Annotated in this window: 18 protein-coding genes and 3 pseudogenes; 12 read left to right on the top strand and 9 right to left on the bottom strand. The window is 59.3% G+C overall.

Annotation, left to right across the window (positions count from 1 at the left end; translation table 11 throughout):
- Positions 1-125 precede the first annotated feature (125 nt).
- A complete protein-coding gene (gene mgtA, locus ACJ8IP_RS06805; RefSeq protein ID WP_033643589.1) occupies positions 126-2,825 on the top strand; it encodes a magnesium-translocating P-type ATPase in 2,700 nt (899 codons plus the stop codon).
- A 48-nt stretch (positions 2,826-2,873) separates the two neighbouring features.
- On the opposite strand, the gene ACJ8IP_RS06800 is transcribed toward mgtA, so the two are convergent.
- The 4 genes from ACJ8IP_RS06800 to ACJ8IP_RS06785 form a co-directional block, all read right to left on the bottom strand.
- On the bottom strand, positions 2,874-3,647 hold the full coding sequence (locus ACJ8IP_RS06800; RefSeq protein ID WP_033650823.1) for a DUF3307 domain-containing protein: 774 nt from the start codon (positions 3,645-3,647) through the stop codon (positions 2,874-2,876).
- 2 nt (positions 3,648-3,649) lie between these two features.
- The gene (locus ACJ8IP_RS06795) at positions 3,650-4,246 is read right to left on the bottom strand and encodes a hypothetical protein (RefSeq protein ID WP_046687361.1); all 597 of its coding nucleotides are present in this window, start codon (positions 4,244-4,246) and stop codon (positions 3,650-3,652) included.
- Between the two features lie 213 nt (positions 4,247-4,459).
- Positions 4,460-4,639, bottom strand: a complete 180-nt coding sequence (locus tag ACJ8IP_RS06790) for a hypothetical protein (protein WP_060660559.1) — start codon at positions 4,637-4,639, stop codon at positions 4,460-4,462.
- Positions 4,640-4,734: 95 nt separating this feature from the next.
- On the bottom strand, positions 4,735-5,844 hold the full coding sequence (locus tag ACJ8IP_RS06785) for a YbdK family carboxylate-amine ligase (protein WP_164106719.1): 1,110 nt from the start codon (positions 5,842-5,844) through the stop codon (positions 4,735-4,737).
- Positions 5,845-5,994: 150 nt separating this feature from the next.
- On the opposite strand from ACJ8IP_RS06785, the gene ACJ8IP_RS06780 reads away from it, so the two are divergent.
- From ACJ8IP_RS06780 to arsC, 3 genes are all read left to right on the top strand, one after another.
- Complete coding sequence (locus tag ACJ8IP_RS06780) at positions 5,995-6,321, top strand: metalloregulator ArsR/SmtB family transcription factor (protein ID WP_033650826.1); 327 nt, start codon at positions 5,995-5,997, stop codon at positions 6,319-6,321.
- 69 nt (positions 6,322-6,390) lie between these two features.
- Positions 6,391-7,680 (top strand): arsenic transporter, encoded by a 1,290-nt coding sequence (locus tag ACJ8IP_RS06775; RefSeq protein WP_042784908.1) that lies wholly within the window; start codon positions 6,391-6,393, stop codon positions 7,678-7,680.
- A 14-nt stretch (positions 7,681-7,694) separates the two neighbouring features.
- Complete coding sequence (gene arsC / locus ACJ8IP_RS06770) at positions 7,695-8,126, top strand: glutaredoxin-dependent arsenate reductase (RefSeq protein ID WP_108681016.1); 432 nt, start codon at positions 7,695-7,697, stop codon at positions 8,124-8,126.
- A 26-nt stretch (positions 8,127-8,152) separates the two neighbouring features.
- Here the strand turns inward: arsC and ACJ8IP_RS06765 are convergent, their stop codons facing one another.
- From ACJ8IP_RS06765 to fdhD, 3 genes are read right to left on the bottom strand one after another with little or no spacing between them, the layout of a single operon-like run.
- On the bottom strand, positions 8,153-9,115 hold the full coding sequence (locus ACJ8IP_RS06765) for a Dyp-type peroxidase (protein WP_206357762.1): 963 nt from the start codon (positions 9,113-9,115) through the stop codon (positions 8,153-8,155).
- A gap of 34 nt (positions 9,116-9,149) precedes the next feature.
- Entirely contained in the window at positions 9,150-10,067 is a 918-nt protein-coding gene (locus ACJ8IP_RS06760) for a bestrophin family protein (RefSeq protein WP_033643582.1), read from the bottom strand.
- A gap of 58 nt (positions 10,068-10,125) precedes the next feature.
- Complete coding sequence (fdhD, locus tag ACJ8IP_RS06755) at positions 10,126-10,968, bottom strand: formate dehydrogenase accessory sulfurtransferase FdhD (RefSeq protein WP_042784906.1); 843 nt, start codon at positions 10,966-10,968, stop codon at positions 10,126-10,128.
- Between the two features lie 295 nt (positions 10,969-11,263).
- On the opposite strand from fdhD, the pseudogene ACJ8IP_RS06750 reads away from it, so the two are divergent.
- From ACJ8IP_RS06750 to umuC, 7 genes and pseudogenes are all read left to right on the top strand, one after another.
- Positions 11,264-11,455: pseudogene (locus ACJ8IP_RS06750) on the top strand (DNA polymerase V); the annotation flags it as partial.
- 14 nt (positions 11,456-11,469) lie between these two features.
- Positions 11,470-11,715 (top strand): hypothetical protein, encoded by a 246-nt coding sequence (locus ACJ8IP_RS06745; protein WP_089194902.1) that lies wholly within the window; start codon positions 11,470-11,472, stop codon positions 11,713-11,715.
- A 117-nt stretch (positions 11,716-11,832) separates the two neighbouring features.
- A pseudogene (locus ACJ8IP_RS06740) lies at positions 11,833-12,045 on the top strand (resolvase); the annotation flags it as partial.
- Between the two features lie 75 nt (positions 12,046-12,120).
- Positions 12,121-12,492: a hypothetical protein gene (locus ACJ8IP_RS06735; protein ID WP_126502249.1), complete on the top strand. Its 372-nt coding sequence runs from the start codon at positions 12,121-12,123 to the stop codon at positions 12,490-12,492.
- 313 nt (positions 12,493-12,805) lie between these two features.
- Positions 12,806-12,985: pseudogene (locus ACJ8IP_RS06730) on the top strand (SOS response-associated peptidase family protein); the annotation flags it as partial.
- A 187-nt stretch (positions 12,986-13,172) separates the two neighbouring features.
- Positions 13,173-13,607 (top strand): translesion error-prone DNA polymerase V autoproteolytic subunit, encoded by a 435-nt coding sequence (gene umuD, locus ACJ8IP_RS06725; RefSeq protein ID WP_164106723.1) that lies wholly within the window; start codon positions 13,173-13,175, stop codon positions 13,605-13,607.
- 2 nt (positions 13,608-13,609) lie between these two features.
- The gene (gene umuC, locus ACJ8IP_RS06720) at positions 13,610-14,926 is read left to right on the top strand and encodes a translesion error-prone DNA polymerase V subunit UmuC (RefSeq protein WP_047025430.1); all 1,317 of its coding nucleotides are present in this window, start codon (positions 13,610-13,612) and stop codon (positions 14,924-14,926) included.
- 27 nt (positions 14,927-14,953) lie between these two features.
- On the opposite strand, the gene aceE is transcribed toward umuC, so the two are convergent.
- Positions 14,954-17,629 (bottom strand): pyruvate dehydrogenase (acetyl-transferring), homodimeric type, encoded by a 2,676-nt coding sequence (gene aceE, locus ACJ8IP_RS06715; RefSeq protein ID WP_164106725.1) that lies wholly within the window; start codon positions 17,627-17,629, stop codon positions 14,954-14,956.
- Between the two features lie 154 nt (positions 17,630-17,783).
- Between aceE and ACJ8IP_RS06710 the strand changes: the two genes are divergently transcribed.
- Complete coding sequence (locus ACJ8IP_RS06710; protein ID WP_033643576.1) at positions 17,784-18,221, top strand: MarR family winged helix-turn-helix transcriptional regulator; 438 nt, start codon at positions 17,784-17,786, stop codon at positions 18,219-18,221.
- Here the strand turns inward: ACJ8IP_RS06710 and ACJ8IP_RS06705 are convergent, their stop codons facing one another.
- Complete coding sequence (locus ACJ8IP_RS06705; RefSeq protein WP_142002630.1) at positions 18,222-19,301, bottom strand: transketolase-like TK C-terminal-containing protein; 1,080 nt, start codon at positions 19,299-19,301, stop codon at positions 18,222-18,224.
- Positions 19,302-19,384 lie beyond the last annotated feature (83 nt).

Here is a 19,384-nt window from a genome sequence, read left to right as displayed (position 1 = left end):
CAGCGTGGCTGACAGGGTAATTCCGCCATTTAGTCACGCTAATAAAAAATTCCAAGCTGCGCATAGTCACCTGTTTATCGGGCGGGGCTTCGCTGTGCGCAGAACTAAAATAAGAGAATAGCGTTATGACTCAGATTAATGAAAGAACGCGTCGCCGTGATAAAGACGCGGTGACCTACGCCATTGCGCAAGAGGCCACCAACAGCATCGCTCAAACGCTGGCGAACCTGAAGTGCAACCGCAACGGTTTGACCCAGGACGACGCCGATGAGCGGCTGGAGCAGTTCGGCGCCAACCAGGTCGCCCATGACAAGGCGCCGCATGCCCTGATCCAGCTGATCAAGGCCTTCAACAACCCGTTTATCTTCGTGCTGATGGTGCTGGCTGCGATCAGTTTCTTTACCGATTATTGGCTGCCGCTCCAGAGCGGTGAAGAAACTGAACTCACCGGCGTCATTATCATTCTGACCATGGTCACGCTGAGCGGGCTGCTGCGTTTCTGGCAGGAATACCGCACCAACAAAGCGGCGGAAGCGCTGAAATCGATGGTGCGCACTACCGCCACGGTGCTGCGCCGCAGCAGCTACAGCGCGCATCCGCTGACGCTGGAAGTGCCGATCCGCGAACTGGTGCCGGGTGATATCATCCAGCTCTCCGCCGGTGACATGGTGCCGGCCGACGTGCGTCTTATCGCCTCGCGCGATCTGTTCATCAGCCAGGCGATTTTGACCGGCGAGGCGATCCCTATCGAGAAATACGATGCGATGGGCAACGTGGCGCAGAAGTCGAGCGAAGGGGAAGTGTCCAGCGAGAACGCGCTGCTTGAGCTCTCCAACATCTGTCTGATGGGCACCAACGTCGCCAGCGGTACCGCTACGGCGGTGGTGGTGGCGACCGGCGGGCGCACCTACTTCGGCTCGTTGGCCAAGTCGATCGTCGGGACACGGGCGCAGACTGCGTTCGATCGCGGGGTGAACAGCGTCAGCTGGCTGTTGATTCGCTTCATGCTGGTGATGGTGCCGGTGGTGTTGCTGATCAACGGCTTCACCAAAGGCGACTGGAGCGAAGCGGCGCTGTTCGCGCTGGCGGTGGCGGTCGGCCTGACGCCGGAAATGCTGCCGATGATCGTCAGCTCCAACCTGGCGAAAGGGGCGATCGCCATGTCGCGTCGCAAGGTGGTGGTGAAGCGTCTGAACGCCATTCAGAACTTTGGCGCCATGGACGTGCTTTGCACCGACAAGACCGGCACGCTGACCCAGGACCGCATCATTCTCGAGCACCACATCGACGTCAACGGCGCCAGAGATAACGAGGTGTTGCACCTGGCCTGGTTGAACAGCTTCCATCAGAGCGGCATGAAGAACCTGATGGATCAGGCGGTGATCCGCTTTGGCCGCGGCAAACCGGGGATTGAAGCCCTGGGGCGTTTCAGCAAGGTGGATGAGCTGCCGTTCGATTTCGTGCGCCGCCGTTTGTCGATCGTGGTGGCGGATGAGAATGGCCGCCAGCAGCTGATCTGTAAGGGCGCGGTGGAGGAGATGCTGGAGATCGCCACCCACGTGCGTGAAGGCGATCAGACGCTGGTGCTGGACGACGCGCGCCGTGCGGCGTTGCAGGCGCTGGCCCGAGAATATAACGAAGACGGTTTCCGCGTGCTGGTGCTGGCGACGCGCGAGCTGGATGCGCAGCGCCCGGCCGAACCGCTGAGCGTGGCCGACGAGCGCGATATGGTGGTGCAAGGGCTGCTGACCTTCCTCGATCCGCCGAAGGAGAGCGCTCAGCAGGCGATCGCCGCGCTGCAGGAAAATGGCGTGACGGTGAAGGTGCTGACCGGCGACAACCCGGTGATCACCTGCAAGATTTGCCGCGACGTCGGGCTGGAGCCGGGCGAGCCGCTCTCCGGGCTGCGAATTGAACAGATGGATGACGAAGAACTGGCGCGCGAAGTGGAGCAGCGCACGGTCTTCACCAAGCTGACGCCGTTGCAAAAATCGCGGGTGCTGAAAATGCTGCAGGCCAACGGCCATACCGTCGGCTTCCTCGGCGACGGCATCAACGATGCGCCGGCGCTGCGCGACGCCGACGTCGGCATCTCGGTCGACACCGGTACCGATATCGCCAAGGAGTCGGCGGACATCATCCTGTTGGAAAAGAACCTGATGGTGCTGGAAGAGGGGGTAATCAAAGGGCGCGAGACCTTCGGCAATATCATCAAGTACTTGAACATGACCGCCAGCTCCAACTTCGGCAACGTGTTCTCGGTGCTGGTGGCCAGCGCCTTCATCCCGTTCCTGCCGATGCTGGCAATCCACCTGTTGATTCAGAACCTGATGTACGACATTTCTCAGCTGTCGCTGCCGTGGGACAAGATGGACAAAGAGTTTCTGCGCAAACCGCGCAAGTGGGACTCCAAAAACATCGGGCGCTTTATGCTGTGGATTGGGCCGACCTCGTCAATCTTCGATATCACGACGTATGCGCTGATGTGGTACGTGTTCGCCGCCAACAGCGTGGAACACCAGGCGCTGTTCCAGTCCGGCTGGTTCATTGAGGGGCTGCTGTCGCAAACGCTGGTGGTGCATATGTTGCGCACCCAGAAGATCCCGTTCATTCAGAGCACGGCGGCGCTGCCGGTCTTGCTGACCACCGGGTTGGTGATGGCGCTCGGCATCTACATTCCGTTCTCGCCGCTCGGCGCCCTGGTTGGCTTGCAGCCGCTGCCGTGGGAATACTTCCCGTGGTTGGCCGCTACGCTGGTCAGCTACTGCGTGGTCGCACAGTTGATGAAGCGTTTCTATATCCGCCGCTTCGGCGAGTGGCTCTAAGCCGCCTCGGCGTTCACTTCGGGGGCGAAATTCTTCGCCCCCGCACCGCTACAGCAGTTTGTTGACCAGCAGGCCGAGCATGATGGTCAGCGTGAAGGAAAACAGCGTGCCGAGCAGCACATACTCGGTACGCATCTTATCGTCACTTTGGCGCAGATCGCCGAAACGGAAGATAGATTTGGCCGCCAGCAAAAAACCGATCGCCGGAATTTGCCCCAGCAGCACAAAGGTCAGGATCAGCGTTCTTTCCAGATAGCCAATCTGTTTGCCCGCGCGCAGCAGCGAATCGTTGTCGGCCTTGGCCGAAGGCGGCATTTGCGGCGTCCAGCGCGCCAGCAGTTGCCCAATCAGCAGGCTCATCGGCAGATAAATCAGGCTGTAGGCCACCAGCACCAGGCCGGTTTGCCAACTCCCCAGTTGCCGTCCCAACGCCGCGAGCAGTTCACCGGCATTCGGCGTCAGCCCCAGCCACAGCAAGGCGATCACCGCCAGATGCAATCCCTGATCGAGCAGAAAGCTGCGGGCCGGGCTCAGGCGGATCATGGCGGTGACTTTCAGCAAATCGATCAGGTAGTGGCTGACGGCGATAACCAGCAGGCTGACCAGCACCTGCAGTGAAGACAGTCCGCCGTGCAGCAGGCCGAAACCGGCCACCACCCAGGCGGCCAGCACCCCATGCAGCAACGCGTGCAACAGCAGAAAACGCGAACGCGCGCGATGTTGGATTTTATCTTCCACCCAACTCAGCGGCTGCAGTGGAAAATCCGCCAGCAGATGGACGATCAACAGCCAGGCCAGTAAAGGCGCATAGGTCAGATCCATAGTCAGACGATCCTGTTAATGGCGTGAATAAACCGCATGATCTCCTCATAGGCCGCGCGTTTGAGCGTGGCGGAGACCGTGGAAGCGGCTTTTTGCAGCTGCTCGGCTACGGCCGCGCCGCTGTCGGCGAACATTCTCGCCTGGACGATGCGCGCTTCGGTCTGCGACAAGCGGCCAATGACATGATCTAACATCGGCAGCAGATCGCTGACAATGGCGTTTGTCCGATCGTTGTCGGTTTTCAGAGCCAGGCGGCAATTTTTCGTCATAGCGTCCAGCGCGCTGCCGGAGTTGATAAAGGCGCTGCCGTAACCGGCGGCGTCGGGCCGTTGGCTACCCAGCCCGACGGCGATACGCGCATCCCAGTGCGCGGCGCCCATCGCCCGCAGCGCAGTGCGAATATACACCGCCAGCAACAGCCCGTCCTCCGGCGCGGCCTGCGCCTGGAAGGCATCGCCGCGAAAGATTTCCACCTGGCGCAGCCGCCCGTCGCGCTGCAGCCGATCGAGCAGGCTGTGTAGCCCGTTGAGGTAGTTGACGGTGTCTGACCGGCGAGAATCGACCAGATCGCCGCTGATTACGCTGATTGGCGTCGGCATGGCGTGATCCGTTGTGGATGGGGGATGACTATAAATTCGCATCTGAATACGAATATGTCAACAATTCGTCTCTAAAGGTGAATTCTCCGGGTGTTGGTCGGTGGAGGCGAAACGTCGGGGGCGAAGAGAAAGGGAGAGAGACGGCCGGGAATGCGCGGACCTGTCAGGCCCGCCACCGGCGGCGTAGACGGAAAGAGGCCGGCGACCGGCCGTTCAGAAGCCTTTGACCAGCACGTCACGCGGCATTTCACTGCCGTGTTTCAGCAGGTGCTCAAACGATCTTTCGCTGCTTTTCAGCTGCTGCAAAAACTCCTGCGGCGACAGATCGTGCTTTTTGCCGCTCATGTAAGCCAGCGCCAGTTCTTTTGCCTGATAGCGGGAGAAATTGTACATAGTGTCCTCGATACGGTGAATGTCAGTGCTCACGATTGTAGCGAAAGAGCACATAATGAACAGCCGCTTTGGCGTATGGAATCGATAGCCGAAACTTAACTTGCCGGTTGCAACAGCTCATCGCACAGGCGTTTGATGACCTGGGTTTGCGGCAGGCCGTTGTGCAACATCTGGCGGATATGCTCCGCATCGCTGATGCCCCGGCGCACATGGCGCTCGACCGCCTGCAGCACGGCCCGATCCTCCTGCCGCTCGGCGAAGCCGCTCAGCGAGTCGAGGGTGTGCAGGATATGTGCGGTCAGGCTGCAGCGGCGCAGCGTGGCGGGATCGACATATTCGGCGGCGAAACCGCTGCGATAGGCGTTGATCTTGTTGTAGCTGGTGAAGGCATCGTACTCCGGCGCGATCGGTGTGCGGTGTTGCAACAGAAAATCGGCCAGCAGACGGCAGTAGCCGACCAGCAGCGTGGCGTGCGCGAGGCGCAGCGGCGTATCGCAGATGCGGATCTCTACCGTGCCCAGCTCCGGTTTCGGCCGCGCATCCCAGTAAATATCCTTGACGCTGTCGATGACGCCGGCGGCATGCAGCCGATCATAGTAGGCGTTGAATTCGCGCCAGCTGTAGATGCGTTCCAGGCAGCCGTAATTGGGGAAAGAATTCTGTGCGCTGAAACGGGAGCTGGCAAAGCGCGTATCGACGCCCTGGTACAGCGGTGACGAAGCGCTGAGCGCGATCAGCTGCGGAAAATAGGGCGTCAGCGCATGGCACAGGTACATCGCCTCGTCTCCGTCGTTGACGCCGAGGTGGATGTGTTGACCGAATACGCAGGCCAGTTTGGAGAGATAGCCAAAGCGGCTGGCCAGCTGCCTGTAGCGCGCGTTGTCGCTGATGACCTGCTTGCGCCAGTCGTTGCTCAGGTGGCGGCCGCCGCCGCAGACGTCACAGCCCAGGCGTCGTGCGCTGCGCCGGACGGTATCGGTCAGGGCGCGCAGCTCGGCGTGCAGCGCATCGAGATCGCGGTGCACCGAGCTGTTCAGTTCCACCATCGACTTGGTGAGCTCATGTTTGACGCGTCGGCGGTCGCCGACCGCGCTGACCACCCGGTCAGCCCGATCCGTAAGATCGTAGTGCTCGTCATCGACCAGCTGCAGCTCTATTTCGGTGCCGATGGAGAGTCTTTCCGACGGTTTGAATGTGAGCGGCATGGCGCCTTCTTCCCATAAAAACAGCGTAAGATAAGTATAAGTTGTTGGGCTGGGGATAACGCCTTGCGTTTTATATTTGCTTTTTCGAATATGAAGGTGATATTTTCACGAGCGATTTGTCGAGCAGATAAAGGTTAACGGGAGTGCGACATGACGTCATTGACGCCGCTGAAGCTGTTTAAAAACTTGTCGGATGAGACGCGTCTGACGCTGGTGCTGGTGCTGCGCCACGCCGGCGAGCTGTGCGTGTGCGAGCTGTCGGGCGCACTGGCGCTGCCGCAGCCAAAAATATCAAGACATCTGGCGATGCTGCGTGAAAGCGGGCTGTTGCTCGATCGGCGCGATGGCAAGTGGATACATTATCGCCTGTCGCCGCATATGCCGGCCTGGGCGGCGGCTATTATTGAGCAGGCTTATCAGTGCCGATCAGAACAGATGATGGAATTGGCGCAACGCGCGGCGAAAGGTTGCCCGTAACGATAAAAAATTTGTCTTAACATATCCGAAAAAACATATATGTAAACTTGAAGAAGCAGCGAGGCGACGATGATAGTGGCAGGGACAATCTTTATTCTGACGTTGATTTTGGTGATTTGGCAACCGAAAGGGCTGGGCATCGGTTGGAGTGCGTCGATCGGGGCGGGATTGGCATTAGTGAGCGGCGTGGTGCACGTCGGTGATATTCCCGTGGTGTGGCAGATAGTCTGGAATGCGACCGCGACCTTCATCGCCGTCATCATCATTAGCCTGCTGCTGGATGAAAGCGGCTTCTTCACCTGGACCGCCTTGCATGTCGCACGTTGGGGCAACGGCAAAGGTCGATGGCTGTTTACCTACATGTTGCTGCTAGGGGCTGTAGTGGCAGCGTTGTTCGCGAACGACGGCGCCGCGTTGATTCTGACGCCGATCGTGATCGCCATGCTGTCGGCGCTCGGTTTTCGTCCTGCTGCCGTGCTGGCTTTCGTCATGGCGGCGGGCTTTATCGCCGATACTGCCAGCCTGCCGCTGGTGGTGTCCAACCTGGTAAATATCGTTTCAGCGGATTTCTTCCGGCTGGGCTTTACGGAGTATGCGGCGGTGATGGTGCCGGTCAACCTTGCCGCCGTCGCGGCGACGCTGGTGATGTTGCATCTGTTCTTCCGCAAGGATATTCCGCAGCGCTACGCATTGACGCGTTTACCGGTGCCACGGGAAGCGATTCGCGATCGCACGACGTTTCGGACCGGCTGGGCCGTATTGGCGCTGTTGTTGATGGGTTTTTTCGCCCTGGAGCCGCTCGGCGTGCCCGTCAGTTTGGTCGCCGCTTGCGGCGCCCTGGTTTTGCTGGCGGTGGCGAAACGCGGGCGAGCGATCGATACCGGTAAAGTGTTGCGCGGGGCGCCCTGGCAGATCGTCATTTTCTCACTGGGCATGTATCTGGTGATCTACGGGTTGCGCAACGCCGGTTTGACCGATTGGCTGTCCGGTGTGCTGGACGCGTTGGCACGGCAGGGGCTGTGGGCGGCGACGTTTGGCACCGGTTTCCTGAGCGCATTTCTCTCTTCCATCATGAATAACATGCCGACGGTATTGGTGGGGGCGTTGTCTATCGACGGCAGCAGTGCGGAAGGCGTCATCAAACAGGCGATGATTTACGCTAACGTTATCGGCAGCGATCTCGGCCCCAAAATTACCCCGATTGGCAGCCTGGCGACGTTACTGTGGCTGCATGTGTTGGCACAAAAGAACATCGTCATTACCTGGGGCTATTATTTCCGCGTGGGGCTGGTGATGACGTTACCGATTTTGTTTGTCACCCTGGCCGCGCTGGCATTGCGGCTGTCCGTTTTGCCCTGACCGGAGAAACCGTCATGAGCGACATCAAGATTTACCATAACCCGGCCTGCGGCACGTCGCGCAATACGTTGGCGTTGATCCGCAACAGCGGCGTTGAGCCAGAGGTGATTTTGTATCTGGAAACGCCGCCAAGCCGCGAACGATTGATTGCGTTGCTGGCCGAAATGGGCATGACGCCGCGCGCGTTGCTGCGCAAAAACGTCGAGCCTTACGCCGAGCTGAAGCTGGACGAAGCCGACTGGCGCGATGATCAACTGATCGATTTCATGCTGCAACAGCCGATCCTGATCAACCGCCCCATTGTGGTGACCCCGCTCGGCACGCGTTTGTGCCGTCCGTCGGAGGTGGTGTTGGAGATTCTGCCGGATCCGCAGCGCGGCGCCTTCAGCAAAGAGGACGGGGAGCCGGTGATTGATGCGCAGGGCCACAGGATAACCAACGGCTAATCGCTGCGGCCCCGCATTTCATCCAATCAGTGCAGTTCGGCGCCGCTGCGATCGGCCAGCGCTTCCAGCAGCGGGGCGGAAGGCACGAAGAACAGGGTGCCGGTCACCGCGTGGCTAAAATCGAGCAGCCGATCGTAGTTGCCGGCCGGGCGGCCGATAAACATGTTTTCCAGCATCTGCTCGATCGGCTGCGGGGAGCGCGCATAGCCGATAAAGTAGGTGCCGAACTCGCGCAGGCCGGGGCGGCCGAACGGCATGTTGTCGCGCAGAATTTTCACCTCGTTGCCTTGCTCGTCGGTGATGGTGGTCAACGAACTGTGCGACGACGACGGTTTGACCGCTTCATCCAGCTCGATATTGGACTGTTTATGGCGGCCGATGATCTTCTCCTGCGTTTCCACGCTGAGCGAATTCCAACCCTGCATATCGTGCAGGTATTTCTGCACCAGCACATAGCTGCCGCCGCTGAACGCCGCGTCTTCGTCGCCGATCACCGTGTAGTCGAAGGCTTCGTGCCCCTCCGGGTTCTCCGTACCGTCGACGAAGCCGATCATGGCGCGCTGATCGAAATAACGGAAGCCGTGCACCTCCTCGATCACCGTCACGGCGTCGCCGAGCTTGGCGGTCAACTGAGAGGCCAGTTCAAAACACAGATCCATTTCATCGGCGCGGATGTGCAGCAGGATGTCGCCAGGCGTGGCGACCGCAACGCGTTCTCCGCTGCCGATCGGGCTGAACGGATGCAGCTGGCGAGGGCGCGGCGCGCCGAACAGCGTATCCCAGGCCTCGGAGCCGAAGCCGCAGATGCAGGTGAGGTTGCCCGCCGGCGCGCGTTTGCCGACCGAACGCACCACTGCGGCGATATCGCCGCACCAGGCGCGCACCGTCGCCAGATGGGCAGGAACGGGCGACAGGGTGGCGACGATGAAAATGGCATGGCGCGTGACCGGCGTGAATACGGCTTGCGGCGGGGTGTTATTTGCATTCATTGCATTCGGCTCCAGTGTGTTCGGGTGAAATAGATCAGATCAAATTAAAGTGCTCGTCGGGTTTCATCGGCGGTGGCAGCGGGCTTTGGTCGTTCATTTCCAGCAGGTTGCGCTCGATGGTGTTGCAAATGGCGTTTAACGGCAGATGGTTGGCCGACACGCCGAACGGATCCTCCAGCTCTTCGGCCAGTGAGTCCCAGGATAAGAAGGTATAGGAAATAAACACCGAAACAAACGGTGTCATGTAATGCAGATCGGTCACCAGGGCAAAAGGCAACAGGCTGCAGAACAGGTAAACGGTGCGCTGCAGGATCAGGGTATAGGCGAACGGCACCGGGGTGCTGGCGAGCCGTTCGCAGCCGCCGAGGGTATGAGACAGTTCGCTCAGCTTATCGTCGATCAGCCCGAAGGTGATGTCGCTAAGCAGGCCCTGACGGCGCAATTTGCCGATTTCCTGGCCCAGCATCAGCAGGATGCGGTTGGTCGGCATCGGGCTGGCGATCACCTCGGCCAGCTCGTTGCCGGTGAGATTGTGGTACAGATCGGCGGTGGGGTCGGTGCCGCGCAGCTGATGCTTCAGGCTCCAGCTAAAGGCGATCAGCAGCTTGGCGACCTTTTGCTGCACCGCCGGTTCGTCCGGCAGCAGGCTTTTGATCTGGCGCAGCAGGGTGCGTTCGGTAATCAGCAGCGAGCCCCACAGGTTGCGCGCTTCGACAAAGCGGCTGTAGCCGGCGTTATTGCGAAAGCCGAGAAAAATGGCGATGGCGATGCCCAACAGGCTGAACGGCGCGATGGTCAAATGCACGCCGAGCTGTTCGTACCATTGGTAGCTGATCACCGCCACTATCGACATCAGCACGTTCAGCGACAGGCGAAAGGTGATTTTTGACAGCACGGAACCGTGCCAGGCGAACAGGCGAAAAAACCAGTTCTGGTGCGGGCGAATTATCATAACGTGGGTGCTTCCTGGTGTCCTGCTATTGAGAATAGTCGATTCTTATCCGGCGGCGCTATGCCGCCGTTGTCGATTGCCAGAGCCGTTGCGGGTGCGTATAGACGGTGGCGCGCCCCGGTTTGCTGAAGCCCACCAGCGTCAGGTTGCTGCGCTCGGCCACTTCCACCGCCAGACGGGTGGCGGCGGAGACGGCGAACAGGATCTCGACGCCGCACATGGCGGACTTTTGCACCATTTCATAGCTGGCGCGGCTCGAGACCAGCGCCGCCCCTTGCGACCAGGCCTGTTGGCTGCGGTAACCCAGCAGTTTGTCGAGCGCCACATGGCGGCCGACGTCTTCACATCCGCCGCTGAGCGCGCCGTCCGGCTGGATCCAGGCCGCCGCATGGGTGCAGCCGGTCAGTTTTCCCACCGTTTGCACTTCCTGCAGTTGAGCCAACGCCCGGTCGAGCTGGGCCAAATCGAAACGTTGGGTGAAGGGCAGCGGTGCGATGGGCTGAGCAACCTCCTGCAGCTGCTCGACCCCGCAGACGCCGCAGCCGGTGCGGCCGGCCAGGCTGCGGCGCTTCTCTTTCAGCTGCATAAAGCGGCGGCTCGAGAGCTCTACATGCACTTCAATGCCGTTGCAGGCCGGTTGTTGACGGATGTCGTAGATATCGTCGGGGGAGGCGATGATGCCTTCGGACAGCGAAAAACCGATGGCGAAGGCCGCCAGATCTTTTGGCGTCGCCATCATCACCACGTGGGAAATGCCGTTGTACACCAGGGCGACCGGCACTTCTTCCGCCAGCCAATCCTGCTGCGCCTGAGCCAGATCGGTGCGCTGCCAGACCGCATGGCGAGACAGGCAGGCCTGTTCGATGTCGTCGGTTTCTGCGAGGAGTAGGTGCTTGTTCATAACGTTCTCGTGACCGCCGGTGACGAGGCGCCGACGGGGATGAATGCTTATTGAGCAGGTGTGGACATTATACAGGATTCTGATCCCGCTCGCGTAGGGAATCACGCCCTGCAGGTTATCCACAGTTTTAGTGGATAACGTGTGTGCAAGGCAGCGTGAAACCGTTAGCAGGCGTAAAAAAAAATCGCTCAGAAAATTATTATATTACGCGGCAAAGCGCGATCCGCAGGGGGATAGGGGGTTGTACGCGTTCGCGTTTTGTTTATGCCTTACTGTATAAATATACAGTTTGGTTATGATTATGCTGAGTACTTTAAGGTTGTATGCTTTTTCACCAGGTGAGCCCCTAACGTTACCGCTGTTTGCCGATCGCGTGGCCTGCGGTTTTCCCTCCCCGGCGCAGGACTATGTCGAGAGCCGGCTGGATATCGGCAAACTGCTGGTACGGCACCCCAACGCCACCTACTTCGTGCGCGCCAGCGGTGAGATGGAGCGAGCAGGATGGATCAGGCACTGAATTTTTCACTCAGCTATGCGCAGTTGATCCGGGAAGCAGAAGATGCGATTAAAAAATGCAATCTGAACCAGGGCGGGATGGGTTACACCCTAGAGTTGGGTAAGGCTTCTGTCATTCTGAGTTTCTGGTACGGTCTGGCGCTGCAGGGCTATCCGGGCACAATAATGGATGAACGTGTTGATGCCGACCGGCTGCGCCTGTATGTCCTCATCTATAAGAGAGAGGAGTGACATCGTGGCAACGGTTAACGTCCGCCGGCCGTCGCCGCTGTAGCGACGGATGCTGATTGTGCTGGCCGAACCTGCGCGCCCCCTGCCTGCTGCTGTGGCGCGCGGACGGAACGATCAAGTCGCCGCCAACGGCAAAAACCGGGAATTGAACGGGCGCATACGTTGGGTAGATACCGGGGAAAGCAGGCAGATCAGGAACGACATCAGAAAGTCCTGTACTACCGACAGATTAAGAAACTGAGTATCCGAGAAACAGCAGACGCGACAGGCTACAGTACTTCCCAAGTTTGTCGCATTCAGGCCTTCTATAAAGAAGTTGAGACTGATTAAAAAGCAGCCTTAATGTACAATAATTTTCGATATCCAAACTGACCCCATGAACAATCAATGAGTTAGAGGTGAAAGATGATTTCATACAAAAAAATCATACCTGCTCTTGTCATATTCGCTTTATCTAATGCTGTGGCATATGCGAATGATTTCGACAAATCAAATGAAGCGATGGCAATTTCAGCAATAGGTTTTTCTGGCTCAAATGCTCGTGTTGCACATGATGTTTGTGGGGCAACCAATGAGAAAATTGATAAATATAAAAAACAAATAAAAGACTCATTAACTAGAACATTAAAGTATGAACAGTCAGGATTCGATACGCATTGGGATAATGGTTGGAAAAATGCTGATTTTTTGGTTAAGTCATTAAGTAATGATGAAGCCTATAAAAAAGAATATTGCCGAGAGGTTTTAGATGGAATTAATAATCCGGAAATGAATTAAGGATTATTCCTTATTCGGGGTTCTACGCCGGAACCCCAGATTTTTCCGTCCGCTAAAATTATCCCCGGTTGAGCAGCTTTATACCGTCAGCTCGCAGTGGACCATCAGGGGAAATGTGGCGGTACAGCGTTTGTCGGGTTATCCCAAGCTCCTGGCATAACGTACTGACTTTCGTCTCTGGCCGTCCCATTGATGCCATTGCCAGTCGCAATTTTATTGGCGTCATTTTGTAAGGCCGTCCGCCGTTCCTCCCGTGGGCTCTTGCTGAGGCAAGGCCTGCCGCTGTTCTTTGCGGCGCTGTACGCAGCAGAGACCGACGGCCGCGCGCGACTGGCTCGACACCCGCTTAGTCCCGCCCTCTGGTCAAATGCAGGCTGACGTGTACAGCCTGCAGGCAGAGGATTTCGTCTGGCAACCGGTATCGCCCGCCGTCGGCGCCGTTCGCAATGACAATCCCTCACTCATCCTGCCCATCGATACGCCAACGGTCTGAGTGCCGCATTATCCACAGTTTTGGTGGATATCATGTGTGCAAACACACGTGAAGAACGCCAAAAGCTGCAGGAAAAATCGCTCAGAAAATTATTATATTACGCGGGAAAGCGCGATTCGCAGGGGATTGGGGGTTGCACGCGTTCGCGTTTTGTTTATGCTTAACTGTATAAATATACAGTTTGGTTATGATTATGCTGAGCAATTCAAGGTTGTATGCTTTTTCACCAGGTGAACCCCTAACGTTACCGCTGTTTGCCGATCGCGTGGCCTGCGGCTTTCCTTCCCCGGCGCAGGACTATGTCGAAGGCCGGCTGGACATCGGCAAGCTGCTGGTGCGGCACCCCAACGCCACCTATTTCGTGCGCGCCAGCGGCGAATCGATGATCGACGGCAATATTCGGGACGGCGATCTGCTGATTGTCGACAGCGCCCTGACGCCGGAGCATGGCAATATCGTGATCGCTGCGGTGGACGGCGAATTCACCGTCAAAAAGCTGCAGCGCCACCCCGACGTGCAGCTGTTGCCGATGAATCCCGCCTATGCGCCCATCGTGTTCGACGACGAAGCGCAGCTGGAGATTTTCGGCGTGGTGACCTTTATCGTCTACGCGGCGCTGTAACCATGTTTGCCCTGGTAGACGTCAACAGCTTCTACGCTTCCTGCGAGACCATCTTTCGGCCCGACCTGCGGGGGCGGCCGGTGATTGTGTTGTCCAACAACGACGGCTGCGTGATCGCCCGCAGCGCCGAGGCGAAGGCGCTGGGCGTGCCGATGGGCGCGCCTTATTTCAAGATCAAAGAGGAGATGCGCCGTCGCAACGTCGCGGTGTTCTCCTCCAACTACGCGCTGTACGCCGATATGTCCCGCCGGGTGATGGACACGCTGGAGGAGATGGCGCCGGCGGTGGAGATCTATTCACTGGACGAAGCCTTTCTGCGGCTGGACGGCGTGGCGCGCTGCGAGGCGCTGGAACCGTTCGGCCAGCGGGTGCGCGATCGCATCCGGCGCGAGCTGCATTTGACGGTCGGGGTCGGCATTGCGCCGAGCAAAACGCTGGCCAAGCTGGCTAACTTCGCGGCCAAGAAATGGCGCGGCACCGGCGGCGTGGTGGATTTATCCGATCCGGCGCGCCAGCGCAAACTGCTGGCGTTGCTTCCGGTGGAAGAAGTGTGGGGTGTGGGCCGCCGCCTGACGCGCCAGCTGCAGGCGATGGGCATTCACACCGCGCTGCAGCTGGCGGACTGCGATACCCGGCTGGCGCGTAAAACCTTCAGCGTGGTGCTGGAGCGCACGATACGTGAGCTGCGCGGCGAGTCATGCCTGCAATGGGAAGATGAGGCGGCGGCGAAAGAGCAGATCATCTGTTCCCGCTCGTTCGGCCAGCGGTTGACGCACTACCCGCACATGCGCGAGGCGATCTGCAGCTATGCCGAACGCGCCGCCGAAAAGCTGCGACAGGAAAAGCGCTATTGCCGCAACGTGTCGGTGTTTATCAAAACCAGCCCGCATTCGGCGGGCGAAGGCTATTACAGCAATATGGGCACCGCCCGGCTGCAAACGCCGAGCAACGACAGCCGCGACATCATCGCCATGGCGGTGCGCGCGCTGGAGAGCATTTGGCAGGAGGGGCGGCGTTATCTGAAGGGCGGCGTGATGCTGGGGGATTTCAGCGCCGCCGCCATGGCACAGATCGACCTGTTCGACGACTGCCCGCCGCGCCGCAACAGCGAGCGCCTGATGGCGACCCTCGATCGCTTGAATCAGGAAGGGCGCGGGCGCGTATGGTTCGCCGGGCAGGGGATCGTCAAACCGTGGCAAATGAAGCGCGACATGCTGTCGCCGGCTTACACCACCCGGCTGGCGGATATCCCGCTGGTGCGGTTGGGGGAGCGGGCGCCGCGCGCTGCCGAATCGAAGGAAGAAAAACGCCGCGGGTGACAACCGGCGGCGTGGGTAGGCTGAGTGTTACTTCACCGCAGCCGGATCCGGCTTATCGGGGGCGATGCCGTACAGCGCCATGGCGCGGTTGACCTCGCTGCGGGCGATACGGCCTTCGTCAGCCAGCAGCTTCAGGGCGGCGAGCGCGATGAAATGGCGGTTGACCTCGAAGAACTCACGCAGCGCCTCGCGGGTGTCCGAGCGGCCAAAACCGTCGGTGCCCAAGGCGATAAAGGTGCGGTCGGGCAAGAACGGTTTGATCTGATCGCCGACGATCTTCATATAGTCCGTCGCTACCACCACCGGGCCGGGATGCGCCGCCAGCAGGCTTTGGATATAAGGGACTTTCGGCGGATCTTCCGGATGCAACAGGTTCCAGCGTTCGGCCGCCATGCCGTTGCGGCGCAGCTCGCTCAGGCTGGTGGCGCTCCAGATATCGCTGGCGACGCCAAAGTCCACGGCCAACAGCTCCGCCGCCGCCAGCGCCTCGCGCATGATGGCGCCGCTGGCGACCAGCTGAGCGCGCGGGCTCTCTTGGGTTGTCGCTGCGCTCTGTTTGAGCAAATACGCCCCCTGGATAATCCCGTCCTCTACGCCCGCCGGCATCGGCGGCTGTGGGTATCCCTCATTGAGCAAGGTGATGTAGTAGTAAATATCCTCTTGCTCAACGAACATCCTGCGCATGCCGCTCTGAACGATCACCGCGAGTTCATAGGCATAGGTCGGATCGTAGGAGACGCAGCTGGGGATCACGGAAGACAGCACGTGGCTGTGGCCGTCGTCATGCTGCAAGCCTTCGCCCATCAGGGTGGTTCTGCCGGAGGTGGCGCCGAGCAGGAAACCCTTGGTGCGCGCGTCGGCCGCCGCCCAGGCGAGATCGCCCACCCGCTGCAGCCCGAACATGGAGTAGAAGATATAGAACGGGATCGTCGCGACATCGTGGTTGCTGTAGGCGGTGCCGGCGGCGATCCAGGTCGATATCGCGCCGGATTCGTTGATGCCTTCCTGCAAAATCTGGCCGTCTTTGGCCTCTTTATAGTAGCTGAGCTGCCCGGCATCCTGCGGGGTGTACAGCTGGCCGAGCCAGGAATGGATGCCAATCTGGCGGAACAGGCCTTCCATGCCGAACGTGCGCGACTCGTCCGGCACGATGGGCACGATCAGTTTGCCGATGTTGGGGTCTTTGAGCAGCGCGCCGAGGATATTGACGAAGGCCATGGTGGTTGACATGTTGCGCTCGCCGCTGCCCTTAAGGAGACTGTCGAAGCGCGATAACGCCGGTATCGCCAGCGGGGCGGATTGGCCGAAGCGGGCGGGGATGTAGCCGCCCAGCGCGGTGCGCGTCGCGGTGATGTACTTCGCCGCCGCGCTGTCGGGCTCGGGCTTCAGATAAGGGATCGCTTCCAGCTGCGCATCGGGGAGCGTCAACCCCAAACGATCGCGGAAGGCTTTCACCGCATCCTGGCTCATTTTTTTCAGCTGATGGTTGATGTTCTGCCCTTCACCGGCTTCTCCCATGCCGAACCCTTTGACCGTTTTGGCCAATACCACCGTCGGCCTGCCCGGGGTATGCATCGCCTGATGGTAGGCGGCGTACACCTTTTGCGGATCGTGGCCGCCGCGGTGCAGCGCCCAGATCTCATCGTCGCTCAGATCGGCGACCAGCGCGAGCAACTCCGGGTACTTGCCGAAGAAATGCTCCCGCACATAGGCGCCGCTTTGCGACTTGAAGGTCTGGTAATCGCCGTCGACGCACTCCATCATGCGCTGCATCAGCAGCCCGGAGCGATCTTTTTGCAGGAGTTTGTCCCAGCCGCTGCCCCAGATCACCTTGATCACCTGCCAGCCGGCGGCTTTGAAGGTGCCTTCCAGTTCCTGAATGATCTTGCCGTTGCCGCGCACGGGACCATCCAGCCGCTGCAGATTGCAGTTCACGACGAAGATCAGGTTATCGAGCTTTTCTCGCCCGCCCAGCGCAATTGCCGCCAGCGATTCCGGTTGATCCATCTCGCCGTCGCCGAGAAACGCCCACACCTTTCTCCCCTGATGCGGTTTCAACCCGCGGTATTCCAGATAGCGCATATAGCGTGCCTGATAGGCGGCGGTCAGCGGCCCCAGCCCCATCGAAACGGTGGGATATTGCCAGAAATCCGGCATCAGCCTGGGGTGCGGATAGGAAGAAAGGCCGCGGCGCACGGATTCGCGGCGAAAGTTGTCGAGCTGCTCCTCGTCGATGCGGCCTTCGAGATAGGCGCGGCCGTAAATGCCGGGGGCGGAGTGACCCTGGATATACACCATGTCACCGGCAAACTCATCGGTGCGTCCGCGGAAAAAGTGCGTGAATCCCACGTCGTAAAGCACCGCGGCCGACTGGTAGGTGGCGATGTGTCCGCCGACGTTGGAATGTTTGCCGGCGCGCAGCACCATCGCCATGGCGTTCCAGCGAATAAACGCATTGATGCGCGCTTCCGCGGCCAAATCGCCGGGATACGTCGGCTGCTTATAGACCGGGATCGTATTCACGTACGGCGTGGTGACCATGCTGAAGAAATCGCCGTGTTTTCGCTGATCGGCTTCGGCCATTCTTTCCAACAAAAAATGCGCGCGTTCACGGCCGTCGATGTCGGCGACGCCTTCAAATGCCTCAAGCCATTCAGCCGTCTCTTGTGGGTCAAGATCTGCTTTTACCGCGGGTTGGTTCATAAAAGCTCCAAATGTACTTACCTGATAAGGCGCTGAGCGATACAGGAATTTATTGAATTGCATATGCAAGAGTTGCAAATGCAATAATGGCGAAAGCCACTCTATCCCTTTACAATTGCAATTGCAACTCACCGCTTTTGACGAGAAAACTGACATGACAGATAAACAACCCGACCTGTGGTTCTCCTTCGTGCGCGCGCACCGGGCAATCATCAAAAAGATTGAAACGCAATTGTCGGAGGCGGGGCTGCCGGCGTACGCCTGGTATGACGTGTTATGGGGATTGGAAAGCGGGGAAAACGGCACGCGCCGCATGCATGAACTGGCGGACGTGTTGGTGATTGAGCGTTATAACCTGACCCGCCTGATGGATCGCCTGGAAAAAGAGCGGCTGGTCACGCGTTTTCGTTCGGATGACGACCGTCGGGCCTCCTTCGCCACCATCACCGAGGAAGGCAAGGCCCTGCGGAAAAAAATGTGGGAGATCTACCGCGCGGTGGTCAAAACCCACTTTCTCAATCAGTTCAGCGAAGAAGAGATCGCACGCTTCTCCGACGCGTTGGACAACGCGATGCAGCTGGCCAGAGCGTGATCAGGCATCGGGCGTGATGTGCAGAACGCGCAGCGCATCGGCGATCAGCGTCGAGGGAATTTTCTGCTCGTCGGCCAGCAGTTTGAGGGCGCATAGCGCAATCCATTCCGCCTGCGGATAGTGAATTTCGCCCCGGGTGCGAGAATCCGAACCCACCGCGGCAAAGCGTGCGGGAATGAACCGCTTGAGCTGGTTGGCGAGCAGATGCGAATAGTCGGTGACGGCGACGACGGGGGCATTCCCGGCGCCCAGACACGTTTTCAGATGGCATTCGCCGCCGCTGTCCTGGCGCTGCATGTCGGCGAGTTCGGCATCCTGCGCCAACCGCGTGTAGCTGGGGCAGCTCCAGATTTCGGCCGCGATGCCCCAATTTTTCAACACCTCAGCCGCCTGCTGAACGCGGGCGAGCGCTCTGCCTGCGCCGCACAGGCGAACCTGCAACGGCGAGTCCGCCGCCGCCGCGACACGATACATCCCCTTGAACGCCTGCTCTGCGACAAACGGCTCACCGGAAGCGGGGGCATCATTGTCTGCGTTGGTCGCGAGATACACCATCTTTCTCGTTCCCTCCAGATAGAGCGCGTGCAGGGCGTGATGGAGTATCGCGCCGGTTTCCCGGGCATTGGCCGGATCGAAAGGCAGCCAGTCCGGCATGGCGGTGAGCTGGAGCGGGAACCAGGCCTGCACGCCTTTCGGCAAGTCGGTACTGCCGGTATCCGCATCGCTGATGAAAATCCCCTTGCGATTGGTTTCCGGCTCAAGCCCGCGGAGCATGTCTACCGAAGGGGTGTTGACGACGTAAAACAACGGTTTCTCATAACGTTCTGATTGATGGCCAAACCAGAGCGGCCAGGCGGTGGCGTAGCGGGAGCTCGGCGGTTCGGCGCGCCTTCTGCCGTCGATGAGCCAGATGTTGCCACTGGCGTTTAGTTCGCTCAAGGCTTCCGCCGTCCAGGCGGTGGAAGAGGGAAGCGCCGCGCCGGCGTTCTGGCTGACGGAGGCCATCTTGCGGATACAGGCTTCGGCCAGGGTTCTGGTCCTGGCGGAGGCGGCAGGCATTGTTATACGTTGAGGCGACATGCGGAGCATTCCCTTTAAGTTGCAAGTGCGATGATTGTAATTGCAATTAATGGCGTGTGCCAACGACTTCTGAACAGGTCGCA

This window comes from Serratia sp. CY52157 (assembly GCF_052168495.1).
In the GTDB taxonomy this organism is placed as follows: Bacteria; Pseudomonadota; Gammaproteobacteria; order Enterobacterales; family Enterobacteriaceae; genus Serratia; species Serratia ureilytica.
Note: the sequence above shows the minus strand (reverse complement) of the source record. Positions and strands in the feature narration are given on the sequence as shown.